At 61.6% G+C, this 11,704-nt stretch carries 10 protein-coding genes and 1 pseudogene; 8 read left to right on the forward strand and 3 right to left on the reverse strand.

The features are described from left to right. Nucleotides 1-10: 10 nt before the first annotated feature. Together OMP40_RS27060 and OMP40_RS27065 are read left to right on the forward strand one after the other, a co-directional pair. The gene (locus OMP40_RS27060; protein WP_277535974.1) at nt 11-1,747 is read left to right on the forward strand and encodes a DEAD/DEAH box helicase; all 1,737 of its coding nucleotides are present in this window, start codon (nt 11-13) and stop codon (nt 1,745-1,747) included. A gap of 148 nt (nt 1,748-1,895) precedes the next feature. Beyond that, on the forward strand, nt 1,896-4,454 hold the full coding sequence (locus OMP40_RS27065) for an Lhr family helicase (RefSeq protein WP_277535975.1): 2,559 nt from the start codon (nt 1,896-1,898) through the stop codon (nt 4,452-4,454). A 121-nt stretch (nt 4,455-4,575) separates the two neighbouring features. Here the strand turns inward: OMP40_RS27065 and OMP40_RS27070 are convergent, their stop codons facing one another. Beyond that, entirely contained in the window at nt 4,576-4,803 is a 228-nt protein-coding gene (locus tag OMP40_RS27070) for a hypothetical protein (protein WP_277535977.1), read from the reverse strand. 92 nt (nt 4,804-4,895) lie between these two features. Here OMP40_RS27070 and OMP40_RS43210 point away from each other — a divergent pair, with 92 nt between their 5' ends. Further along, nucleotides 4,896-5,924 (forward strand): sensor histidine kinase, encoded by a 1,029-nt coding sequence (locus tag OMP40_RS43210; protein ID WP_459076924.1) that lies wholly within the window; start codon nt 4,896-4,898, stop codon nt 5,922-5,924. Here the strand turns inward: OMP40_RS43210 and OMP40_RS27085 are convergent. After that, nucleotides 5,885-6,247 carry a hypothetical protein gene (locus tag OMP40_RS27085; RefSeq protein ID WP_277535979.1) on the reverse strand — a complete coding sequence of 121 codons (363 nt, stop codon included), beginning with the start codon at nt 6,245-6,247 and terminating at the stop codon, nt 5,885-5,887. The genes OMP40_RS43210 and OMP40_RS27085 overlap by 40 nt on opposite strands. A 534-nt stretch (nt 6,248-6,781) precedes the next feature. Between OMP40_RS27085 and OMP40_RS27090 the strand changes: the two genes are divergently transcribed. From OMP40_RS27090 to OMP40_RS27100, 3 genes and pseudogenes are all read left to right on the forward strand, one after another. Further along, nucleotides 6,782-7,123, forward strand: coding sequence for a hypothetical protein (locus OMP40_RS27090; protein ID WP_277535980.1), 342 nt, complete (start codon nt 6,782-6,784; stop codon nt 7,121-7,123). 367 nt (nt 7,124-7,490) lie between these two features. Next, a pseudogene (locus OMP40_RS42335) lies at nt 7,491-7,670 on the forward strand (DUF1697 domain-containing protein); the annotation flags it as partial. 73 nt (nt 7,671-7,743) lie between these two features. Beyond that, the gene (locus OMP40_RS27100) at nt 7,744-7,977 is read left to right on the forward strand and encodes a hypothetical protein (RefSeq protein ID WP_277535982.1); all 234 of its coding nucleotides are present in this window, start codon (nt 7,744-7,746) and stop codon (nt 7,975-7,977) included. A gap of 29 nt (nt 7,978-8,006) precedes the next feature. Here the strand turns inward: OMP40_RS27100 and clpP are convergent, their stop codons facing one another. Further along, entirely contained in the window at nt 8,007-8,594 is a 588-nt protein-coding gene (gene clpP, locus OMP40_RS27105) for an ATP-dependent Clp endopeptidase proteolytic subunit ClpP (RefSeq protein WP_277535983.1), read from the reverse strand. 184 nt (nt 8,595-8,778) lie between these two features. Here clpP and OMP40_RS27110 point away from each other — a divergent pair, with 184 nt between their 5' ends. Continuing rightward, the gene (locus OMP40_RS27110; protein WP_277535984.1) at nt 8,779-9,495 is read left to right on the forward strand and encodes an RNA polymerase sigma factor; all 717 of its coding nucleotides are present in this window, start codon (nt 8,779-8,781) and stop codon (nt 9,493-9,495) included. Nucleotides 9,496-10,061: 566 nt separating this feature from the next. After that, nucleotides 10,062-11,201: an IS110 family RNA-guided transposase gene (locus OMP40_RS27115; protein ID WP_277529358.1), complete on the forward strand. Its 1,140-nt coding sequence runs from the start codon at nt 10,062-10,064 to the stop codon at nt 11,199-11,201. Nucleotides 11,202-11,704 lie beyond the last annotated feature (503 nt).

Here is an 11,704-nt window from a genome sequence, read left to right on the forward strand (position 1 = left end):
AGCGATTCCGTTGACTGAGGACCGCAAGCTGCCGTTCCATCCCGTGCTGTCCGCCTGGTTCGCCTCCTCCTTCGGGGAGCCCACCGACGTACAGCGTAAAGCCTGGACTTCGATCGCGGAAGGAAAGCATACGCTGATCGCGGCGCCGACCGGTTCAGGCAAAACGCTGGCGGCCCTGCTCCCGTGCCTGGACCGCATCGCCAAGCGCGATGCGGTCGGAAAACGGGAACCTGTCTTGCGCACGCTGTACGTGACGCCGCTGAAGGCGCTGAACAACGATATTCATCATCACGTGACGGACTTCGCGCGCCAGCTCGACGCTTGGGCCGCAGAGCGGGGCGAACGCTGGCCGGGCATCCGGAGCGAGGTTCGGACCGGCGATACGACGCCTGCGAAGCGGGCGGCCATGCTGCGCCGCCCGCCGGATATGCTGGTAACGACGCCGGAATCGCTTTATCTGCTGTTGACATCGGTCAAAGGGCGGGACATGCTGTCCACCGTCGAGCAGGTCATCGTGGACGAGATTCACGATCTGGCCGCGGACAAGCGAGGCGCGCATCTGTCGCTATCGCTGGAACGGCTCGCGGTCCTGTGCGGCCGTCCCGTCCAGCGGATCGGCGTGTCCGCGACGCAAAAGCCGCTGTCTCGCGTCGCGCAGTTTCTCGGCGGCTGGGAGGAAGCGCCGGTTAGCGGCACGGGAGCGATGAGGCCACGGCCCGTGGAGATCGTCGAGAGCGGCATGACGAAGCGGCTGCGCGTCCAGGTGAACGTGCCCGAGCCGACGGCGCCAGGGGCAGGACGCGAAGCCGTGTGGAAGCCGCTGCTCGACCGGATCATGGAAGCGATGGCGGACAGCCGTTCCGTGCTGCTGTTCGTGAACAGCAGGCGGCTATCGGAGCGGCTGACGCTTCGCCTCAACGACCATGTCGGCTACGAGATGGCGCGATCCCATCACGGCAGCCTGGCGCGCGAGCGCAGGCTCGAAGCCGAGCGCCTGCTCAAGAACGGCGAGCTGCGATGCATCGTCGCGACGTCTTCGCTCGAGCTCGGCATCGACATCGGGCATATCGACCTCGTCATACAGATCGATACGCCGCTTGCCGCCGATCGCGGCATTCAGCGGATCGGCCGCGCGGGACATGCCGTGGGCGAGGAGAGCCGCGGGCTCATGATCGTGCGGGCCAAGGCGCTCCTGCCCGAGGCCGCCGTGCTGAGCAGGCTTGTCTCGCTGCGCGAGATCGAGGATATCGCGATCCCGTACGGGCCGATGGACGTCCTGTCGCAGCAGACGGTGGCCATCGTCTCCATGGACGATTGGCGGCTGGACGACCTGCTGCGCCTTGTCCGTCGCAGCGACTGCTATCGGGAATACGACGAAAGGCGCTTCAGGGACGTATTGAAGGTGCTGTCGGGATTCTATCCCTTCTTTAAGCCGCTGCTCGATTGGGACGCGCGAACGGATGTTCTGTCTGCCAGGGCGGTCGGACGGGCCGCCGCCGTGCGCGGGGCGGGCACGATTCCGCAAAGCGGCGGATATCCGGTTCACCACATGGAGAGCAGGGCCCATCTGGGCGAGCTCGACGAAGAATTCATCCAGGAGAGTCGCGTCGGCGACGTCTTCCAGCTCGGCGCGGGATCGTGGATGATCCGCGAGATCAAAAACGACCGCGTCTACGTCGCCGAAGCGGCCAACCGGTTCAGCGAGGTGCCTTTTTTGGCGCAACGAAGCGGGCGGGCGCTCTTATGAACTCGGCGAGAAGATCGGCGCGTTCTGGCGGGAGATCGCCGGGCGCCTCGGACTTGACGCGGACGCGCATGACGGCGATGCCGCGGATGCGGCGCGGGAGCGCGCATACGACGATGCGGCGACCGTCTGGCTGCGCGACGCGTTCGGCATGGACGCAGCCGCTTCGGAAGCGCTGATCGGCCACATACGCGCGCAGCACCGGGCCAGCTTCTTGCCGACCGACAGGCGAATCGTCGTCGAGCATTACCGCGACGTGATGAACCAGACGCATATGGTCATCCACAACTTTTTCGGACGCAGCGTGAACAGGGCATGGTTGCTGGCGCTGCAGCGGCAGTTCGAGCTGCTCATGCCGTATCGGCTGTACGGCAACGCGAAGGACAACGGCATCGAGATCGTGCTGCCGGAGTGGGACGCCTCCTGGCTGCGAATCTTGAGCCAGGTTTCGACGTCCAACGTCGAAACGCTGTTGTCGGAGGCGGTGACCGGGTCGCCGCTCCTCGCCGTCGCCTTCCGCAAGATCGCGGAAACGTCGCTGCTCCTCGCCCGCAGCTTCACGCGGACGCCGATGTGGCAAAAGAGACTGCGCAGCGAGGAGCTGCTTCGCAAGGCGCTTCCGTTCGGCGCGCAGTTCCCTTATCTGGGCGAAGCGATGCGCGAGGCGCTCCACGAATATCTCAGCTACGGCGAGCTGCGCCGCATGCTCGAGGCCGTCGAAGAAGGACGCCTCGAGATCGTCGTCCGCGAGACGCCTTATCCTTCGCCGCTCGCCTCCCAATTTATGGCCGACTACGTGAATATGCGTATCTATGAAGGGGACGGTCTGGACGAATCGACCCGGCGGCAAATCCTGCAGATCAATCAGGCGCTGGCGCGCGATTTGTTCGGCGGGGAAAAGGCCGGACAGGCCGTATCCGAAGAAGCGCTGACGCAAATGCAAGCAAGCCTGTCGCCGCAGGCGCGCGAGCCGCAAGGCCCGGCGGATCTCGTCGCGCTGCTCAAGACGAGAGGCGACCTGACGGCAGGCGAGCTCGTAAAAGCCGCGGGCGAGCGCAGCCTCGCGTGGCTGGGCGGGCTCGAGGAGCGCGGCGCCGTCGCCGCGCTGAGCGTGCCCGACGCCGAGGAGCCCCGATATATCGCGGCGGACGAAGCGGAGCTGTACGCGAATTTTCCGGACGATCCGGCCGCGGTCCTGTTTATCCTCGGACGCTACGCGGATCACCGGATGTCCTTCACCGAAGCGGATCTCGTCGAGCGCTATCCGCAGTTGGACCTCGTCCATGCGGCCGATGCGGTCAGGCTGCTGCTCGATCGGCAGCTGATCCAACGCGCGCCGCACGCCTCCGGCGAGGACGAGCGGCTGTGGACGAGCGCGCAGGTCGCCGCGAAGCTCGTCCGATGGTCGGTACGGCAGGCGAGAGCCCAGGCCGAGCCGGCGGATGCGATAAGGTGGTGCAGCCAGATCGCGCTGCTTCAGCATGCTTTGCCCGGCTCGCAGCTGCAGGGCGGCGAAGGCTTGCTCGCCGCGATCGGCAAGCTGCAGGGCATCTTCTTGCCGCTGTCCCATTGGGAGACGCTCATCCTGCCCGCGCGCGTGCAAGGGTATCGCAAGGAGGATCTGGACCTGCTGTGCGCGACGGGCGAGGTGCTCTGGATCGGCCGTCGCGAGGAGGAGGAGCGGGAAGGCAAGATCGCCTTTTTCCTCGCGGACGACAAAGCGCTCTACGAGCCCTACGTTGAAGCGGCCCTGAGGAAGGAAGCGAGGTCGCGCCACCCGCGCTTGGCGCGGCTCGTCAGGGAAGGCGGGGCGAGCTTCCTGACGAAGCTCTCCAGGGAGACCGACACCCGTCCGTCCGAGCTGCTGCCCGCGCTGATCGATCTGGCCTGGGAGGGGCTCGTCTCCAACGACCAATTCGCGCCGCTCCGGCTCCACGCCGATCCCGCCGGCGCCCGGCGTCATGCGCAAGGCAAGACGGGCTCGGGACTCGGCAGATGGTACGCCGTGTCGAGCTTGCTTGATGCGGGGGGCCATGACGACAACGGCGAAGCCGTGCGCACGTCCGGCCAAAGCGGCGAACCGGACGAGCAATCCCCGGCGCTCGCCTGGACGAAGCATCTGCTCGATACCTACGGGATGGTCAACCGGGAGCTGGTCGCGAAGGTATCGCCGTATCCCTGGGACGTCCTTCAAGGCGTGCTCAGACAGCTCGAGGACTGGGGGCTGGTCACGCGCGGCGCGTTTATCCGCGGGCTTGACGCCCTGCAGTTCGCCACGCCGGCATTCCGCGACGCCGTCAAGCGGCCCGCAGGCAGGGACGAAGGACAGCTGGCGGTCTTGTCCGCCGCCGATCCGGCCAATCCCTTCGGGCTGATCGCCGACTGGCCGGCCGGATCGAAAGGCGTGTCGTTCGCGCGCAAGCCAGGCAACTTTTTGCTGCTCGACGGGGACAAGTGGCTCTACTGGATCGAAAACAACGGCAAGCGCGTGTTCAGCCTGTCTCCGGAAGCGGAAGATCTGAAGGGGCGGGGCAGAACGGAGCGTCTCCAGGCCGCCTTCCAGACGATCATCCGGCGTCAGAAGCTGGTCAAGCTGAAGCTGGACGCGTGGAACGGCAAAGCGGCGGCCGAAACGGAAGCCGGTCGCGCGCTATTGTCCGAAGGCGCGGAGAGACAGATGCGGTCGCTCGTGCTGTGGCTGAAAACTTGACGACAGGCGGCAAAAAATGAAACTTCTTTCATATGATGGTATATCAAGCAAATCGAGCGAAAAGGCGCCGCGCATGCTGTTCCTTCAATCGAAAGGTGTGGTGTGGACGAATGAAAATCGACTACGTGGACGTCTTCGCGAAAATCTCGGATAAATTGTACAATTCGGGCATGGACGTCATGCAGACGGCCAGCCGGCTCATTCCGGCCAATACGTTTTGCATCGCGAATTTGGATCGCGCGAACACGCTTGTCCTGGGCGCCTTCAACCGCGACAAGGTCATCCTGACGGAAGGACTGGTCGTGGCCAACGAGGAATCGTATTGCGCGCTGGTCACGGAAAAAGCCAAGGGGCCGCTCGTCATCGAAAATAACCTGACGCATCCGCTGACCAGGGACATGCCGGCAACGCAATTCGTCGGAGGCTGTTCTTTTTTTAGGCGTGCCGGTGCTGACCCCGGACGGCCAAATATTCGGTTCTCTGTGCGCGTTCGACGACCGATTTTATCGTTTCGAGGAACGGGACGTGGAACTTCTTCTGTCGTTATCCCGTTTTTTTACCGACGTGCTGGCGCTGGACGAAACCGTCGCGCAGCTGCAGACGGCGCAGGAGCAGGCGATGCGCGCGCTCGAAGAGAAGGACAATCTGCTTGCCGTGCTGAGCCACGAGATTCGTACGCCGATGAACGGCGTGCTCGGAATGGCCTATCTGCTCCGTTCGACGGCGCTGACCGAAGAACAGCTTAACTACGTTTCCGTCATCGAGGGCTGCGGAGAAGGGCTGATGGAGATGCTGAACCAGATATTGGAGCATGCCAAGATCGCGGCGGGGAAAATGTGCGTGGCATCCGAACCGTTCAATCTGGAGGAATGCGCGGAGCAGGTAATTCAAATGCATGCTTTCGAAGCGGGAAAAAAGAACATCGGACTCCGTTTGTCCATCGATGACAAGCTGCTCGGTAATTATGAAGGAGACGGTCTGAAAATCAGGCAGGTCCTCATTAATCTCGTCAGCAACGCCGTTAAATTCACGGAGCGGGGGGGAAATCTCGCTGAAGATCGAACCGGCGGACCGGCCCGGCGCGGACGGCGAGGTATGGATCTCCTTCAGCGTATGCGACACGGGGATGGGCATCGCGCCGGAACGTCAGGATCAGCTTTTCCGCTCCTTTTCCCAGGTCCACGACAAATCGATCAAATGCAATTACGGCGGCATCGGACTCGGTCTGTCGATCTGCCGCCAATACGCCGAGCTGATGGACGGCAGCATCGATCTGACGAAAACGGGACCCGGCGGTTCCTGCTTTACGCTGACCGTTCCGCTTCGTTCGCGGCAGAGCAGACGCGCCTTCAACGCGGTTTAGGCGCGCAGGTCGACCGAAGCCGTTCCTGCGCGCCGGGACGGCTGCCCTTGGAAGGCGACCAGTCGCGTTATCCCCACTTGATGCCGGTCTTAAAGCCCGCGCCGTGACCTGCGGCCTGGCCGCCGAGCTGAATGCCGGCGCCTTGCGGGCCGACGTGCGCGCCGGCCTCGAGACCGACGCCGTATTTGCCGCCGACTTGGCCGCCGGCCTTCGCCTCGATTCCCGCGTTCGCGCTCAATTGACCTTTTGCGTGGAGCCCTGCGCCGTATGGGCCGCCGAGCTGCGCGCCGCCCTGCAGCGATGCGCCTTGGCCGCCGCCGATCTGAGCGCCGGCCTGAACGCCGGCGCCGTGAGGCCCCGCCAGCTGACCGCCCATATTCGCGTGAATGCCGTGACCGCCGCCGATCCCCCCCGCCCGCTTGCACGCCAAGACCGTTATAGCCTCCTAAATAAGCGCCCGCATGGACGCCGGCTCCTTGGCCGCCGCCGTAGTAACCCTGCGTATGCATGCCCGCCTCTATCGGCCCGATATGGCTCTGCGCCTGAAAGCCCGCATGATGCGTCCCGCTGTCGGGGCCGGTCTGCTCGGGCGGAAGCACCGGCATCGGCATCTGCTCGAGTCCCGGATAAGGCGCGTACGGCTGATACGAATCGGCGTAATAGGGGCGCGAAGGATAGCCCGCCGAATAAGCGAGACCCGGATATCCATAATAATCGGGTACGGAGCCATTAAAGGCCGGAACGTAGCCGTAGCCGAAGCCTTGACCGTTCGAGCCCCGCGGATTGATGTACATGGCGCTAACCTCCAATTTCTTCAATTGATGGGTTAGCCTATTCCGCGATTGCCGCCAAGGACACCCGCCCGGTTAAATTTGGGCGGATGGCTGTGTAGCAGGCGCGCCCGGAAGGGGTAAGGGACTGCATAGGCGTCCATGAATCGCCGCCAACGAAGGGAGGACCCGAGATGCCCGCATCGATCGCAGATGTCACGCAATGGCTCGAATCGCAAACGGACAAAGAGCTGGTCATTACCAAACACGAGGACGACGATATCGACGAGACCGTCATCCGGCTCGCCCGCATCGAGCGGACGGGAGAACGGAGGGATGCGCTCGACGACTATACGAACGGGGCCGCGCTGGTGCTCAGAGGGAACGGAACCGTCGTCACGGAAGGCAGGGAAGCGCCGTTGCCGAACGATGCCTTCGAGATTCCGCTGGAAGGACTGAGCTTGACGGAAACGGCGGAAAGCGCCGCCTTGCTCGTGACGGAGCGCGCCCGGTATTCGATCAAGATTCGCGCATGACCACGCGAAAAACGCCCGCAGCCTCTGAGGCTGCGGGCGTTTTTTATGCGGGGGAAGAGGCGGTCAATCTCCCGCTTCGATGGCGCTTTTCCCGCCGAGCACGATGACGCCGCCGCCTACGAACATGCAGACGATCAGAATAATAGCATAGACCATTGCCAACACCTCCGGATTTGGTTACCCTTATCGTAACTTAATCTTACCCGATACGGGTACCGACGAATTCGTGACAAGATCGGGCTGTCCGGCATGCCGGGCGTGCACGGAGCGTTCGCGCTGTCTCGAATCGCGTCTTGGAGGGGTGCGGATGACGGTTCAAATCGCGCTGCTGCGCGGCATCAATGTCGGCGGCCACAATAAAGTGAAGATGGCGGAGCTGAAGTCCGCCTGCGAACAGCTTGGCTTCGAAGACGTGCGCACGTATATCCAAAGCGGCAATATCGTTTTCCGTTCCGACCGGTCCCAGGAAGAGATCCGCGAGCTGATCGAGTCGAAGCTGCAGGAAGGGTTCGGCGTCAAAAAGGCGACGGCGCTGCTGCGCACGAACGACGAATGGCAGCGGGCTGCTTCGCGACTGCCCGTTCTCCGAAGCGCAAATCGCGGCCGCCAGCCAGCTGTACGTGAATTTGCTGGACAAGCCGCCGGACGACGCGCAGATCGCCCGAATCGCCGAGCTGTCCGCGGAGGGCGAACAATGCGTCATCGGGGATCGGGCGATCTATTTGCTGCTTACGCCGAGCATCCTGGATTCCGCCTTCGCGATTTTGTTCCAAAAAATGAAGCTGACGTTAACCGCCCGCAACTGGAACACGATGAACAAGCTGGGCGAGCTGGCGGCGCAGACGGAAGTTTAGACGGAAGACGGAAGTTGAGGCGCTTATGGTTAAGGCTGTCTTTCGATGACGCGGTCCACGATGCCGTAAGCGACCGCTTCCTCCGCGCTCATGAACGTATCGCGGTCCATGTCCTTTTCCACCCGCTCGAGCGGCTGTCCGGTCCGTTCGGCGGTAATGCGGTTCAGCCGCTCCCGGATAAGCAGGATGCGCTTCGCGCTGATGGCGATATCGCTCGCCTGCCCTTGCGCGCCGCCGTGCGGCTGGTGGATCATGATTTCGCTGTTCGGCAGCGCGAAGCGCTTGCCCGGTTCGCCCGACAGCAACAGGATCGCTGCGAACGAAGCGGCCATGCCGGTGCAGATCGTATGAACCTCGGGCCGGATGAATTGCATCGTGTCGTAGATCGCCATGCCTGCCGTCGTCGATCCGCCGGGACTGTTAATGTACATGCTGATCGGTTTGTCGGGATCTTCCGCGGCCAGGAACAGCATCTGCGCGACGACGGCGTTGGCCATCGCGTCGTCGATCGCCGCGCCCAGGAAGACGATCCGGTCTCTCAGCAGCCTCGAATAAATGTCGTACGAGCGCTCGCCGCGCGCCGTCTGGTCGATGACATAGGGGATATAGCCGTTCATTGCGAATTCCTCCCGCCTGTTGGTGTGGACGTTCGATCCGGTAATCGTCCGCACGGGCCGAAAGGATACGGCAGCCTAGATTATTTTTATCGCGTATCTTTTTCGTCACGCCGTTCGTTTGCTTGATTAAAAGGGCTGCCTGCGCTTGAAGTCCAGCGTGGTGCCGCGAAAGGAGGAGGTGCGAGTGATCGATTCTGTCATAAACGTGGAGCGGTTGTCGGCCAGCTTGAGCAGGTACAGCCTGTCGCTCGTGCGTTCGAAAGCCGCGGCGGAGGATCTCGCGCAAGAAAGCTGGAGCCGCGCGCTGCCCGCGCTGCGGGAGAACGGCGGTCATGCCAATCCGGAGGCGCTCTTGTTGCGCGTCGCGCGAAATGCGTGGATCGACGGCTTGCGCCGCGATGCGCGCAAGGCGAAGCTGATCATGGAGACGCCGCCGGAGGAGGCGGCGACCGAGCGTCCGCTGCTGGCGCTCGAGCTCGCGCCGGTGTTCGCCGCTTTAAACGCGTTTTTGCCGAAGCTGCAGCGAACGGTGTTTTTGCTGCGCGACGTCCTCGGCTATTCGATCAGGGAGACCGCGGACCGGCTCGGCACGACCGAAGGCGCGGTCAAGGCCGCGCATGCGCGCGCGCGCAGATCGCTTGCGTTCGTGCGCGCGTCGCTCGTCCGGGAAGATGGTCCGGGTCTGCCGGCGGATGCGGACGAACGGATCGAAGCGCATCTGATGGCCGAAGCCTATGCCAAGGGAGACATCGGCACGCTCGTTGCGCTGGCCAACGGGGAAGCGCGCATGCAAGCGAGACAGCTGCCCGTTCAGGGCGCCGCTTCGCGCGCCATGCGAGGCGACCGGACGCAGGCGCCCGAAGCCATGCCGCCGGCGCGGGCATTGTTACTGGCGGCTTAGCAGGCGAGAGCTTTACAAATTCGAGCAGCCGGAAAAGGGAAGCTGGGATGCGCGAATCCTAATGGATGCGCGCAATCCAGCTTTTTTCAATAGGATAGAAAGCTATAAAATCGGAATACGCCACAGTCCCGACAGGTAACGCTGTACAGCGCCTTACGACCCTCGCGCATCGTCATGCGGGGCAAGAAAGGAGGCAACGCTGGATAACGCAGGCTTTTCAGCCGACTGGACGAGCCGTGGCGGAAATGCCTGCCCATCCTTTGCAGGCCGTAGGTTATCCCTCGCGTAGGCAGATTGCAAACCGGAGCAGCGCAAGCCGGGGGAGGGATAGCGGACTCAGATGACGCTATTTCGTAAAAAACGGTGCAATTGCGATCATTTCGGACTTGAGAGTCGTTATTCTCCCAGATCCAGGCTAAAAAAAGGTCTCAAATTCCGCAATAGTTATCATGAACGAAACCGACATCCTGTTTGCTTATCTCGGAGGTTACATTTGGGAAAAATGGCGTTTACAGAAACACCCATTTACCAAATACAGAGCTCAAAGCAAAAGGAGTCGGTTTAGTATGAGTATGGCCATCAAGTACGTAGGTTTAGACGTATCCAAATCCAAAATCGCGGTTGCCTTCGCGGATGAGGGACGAGGAGAAGCACGGTACTTTGGCGTCATCGAGCATAGCAAGGAAGCGGTATTGAAACTCCTGCAAAGGCTGCGTCGTCCGGGTGAGAAAGAGGAGGTGACTTTAAGGGTCTGTTACGAGGCAGGTCCCACCGGCTATGTGCTCTATCGTTGGCTATTGACGGCAGGCATCGCTTGCAGCGTGGTCGCGCCCTCGCTCATTCCCAAGCGTGCCGGCGACCGGGTCAAAACAGACAAACGGGATGCCATTCGACTCGCACAGCTGTATCGCGCAGGAGAACTGACGCCGGTATACGTGCCCACGCCAGCAGACGAAAGCTTGCGGGATCTCGTTCGCGCACGCGAGGATGCGGTCGAGGATTTGAATCGTTTTAAGCAACGACTGGGCAAGTTTCTGCTTCGCCACCAGCTTCAGGACGCCAAAGGCGCCAAACCCGGAACTTTCGCGTACGAGGAATGGCTGGATACGCTGCGTTTTCCCGAGGACAGCTGCAAACAAATGACCTTTCAGGAGTACCGCCAATCGATTTGGGAAACGAAGGAGCGAATCAAACGATACGAAAAGCAAATTGAAGAACAAGCCGCTTTAAGCGAGCAGGCGCCGGTCGTTCAAGCGCTGCAAGCCTTGCGAGGCGTAGCAGCCGTCACAGCCGTTACGCTTTCATCCGAGATGATGAGCAGCGACCGCTTTCACTCCGCCTCTTCGTTTATGAGTTACTGCGGACTGGTCAGCAGCGAATACTCCTCGGGAGGCAGCCGCTGGCAAGGCCGTATTACGAAAGCCGGGAATGCGCATCTGCGTCGGGTACTGGTGGAAGCCGCGAAAAGTTACCGACACGCGCCCGCGATTCGCAGAAGAATGCGCGACCGTATCGAGGGGCTGCCACCGGAGGTTCAGTCGATTGCCTGGAGCGCGCAGCATCGATTACACAAGAAGTATTGGAGTCTGGCGCGAAGAGGAAAGCACAAGGGTTGCATCGCGGTCGCGATTGCCAGAGAACTGGCGGGGTTTGTATGGGCGATTGCTAAGGAGATCGAGAAGCTTCGTTTGCAAGCAGCGGTGTAAACAACGGGTCCGAACAAAGGAGGCGATTGAGGGGAAGCGATTCTTTTTTTACCTCAGAGGCAAAATCAGGCAAGGTGGAGAGAAAACCGCGTGAGCCGCTTGAGCAAGCGAATGCTTATGCTCGTCAATAGTTAGCGGGTAAGCTCTCTCCAGACGTATGAATAACATGTGTGAATCCACGAATATCAGATTGCCGACCAGCGAATTGCTTTTGCCTCTGAGCTAAAGAAGAATTGGCCCCTTCCGTCCCCTAAAGGGGAAACGCAGGGAGCGACGCCCCCTGCACCCCGTTACTCGCCGTAGGGGCACCTCCGGGCATTTCCATGCCGGAGATCCAGAAAAGTATGGGAAATGATGCGACCGCCTGTAAAGAAAATCGCTTGACAGGCTTCTATTCGCTATTGTCAAAAACACGGGTGCAAACAGAGACGCTTGACAGTTTCGTTCATATCAGGTGCTCCTGGGTCCGCAAGCGGGCCGCAAAGCGCGATCGGAACAAAATA

It is taken from the genome of Cohnella rhizosphaerae, assembly GCF_029525575.1.
Taxonomy (GTDB): domain Bacteria; phylum Bacillota; class Bacilli; order Paenibacillales; family Paenibacillaceae; genus Cohnella; species Cohnella rhizosphaerae.

Coding starts and splice junctions, on each gene's coding strand:
- OMP40_RS27065 (WP_277535975.1), top strand. CDS start 1,896: ATGGACGCAGCCGCTTCGGAAGCGCTGATCGGCCACATACGCGCGCAG.
- OMP40_RS27090 (WP_277535980.1), top strand. CDS start 6,782: ATGCCCGCATCGATCGCAGATGTCACGCAATGGCTCGAATCGCAAACG.
- clpP (WP_277535983.1), bottom strand. CDS start 8,594: ATGAACGGCTATATCCCCTATGTCATCGACCAGACGGCGCGCGGCGAG.
- OMP40_RS27115 (WP_277529358.1), top strand. CDS start 10,062: ATGAGTATGGCCATCAAGTACGTAGGTTTAGACGTATCCAAATCCAAA.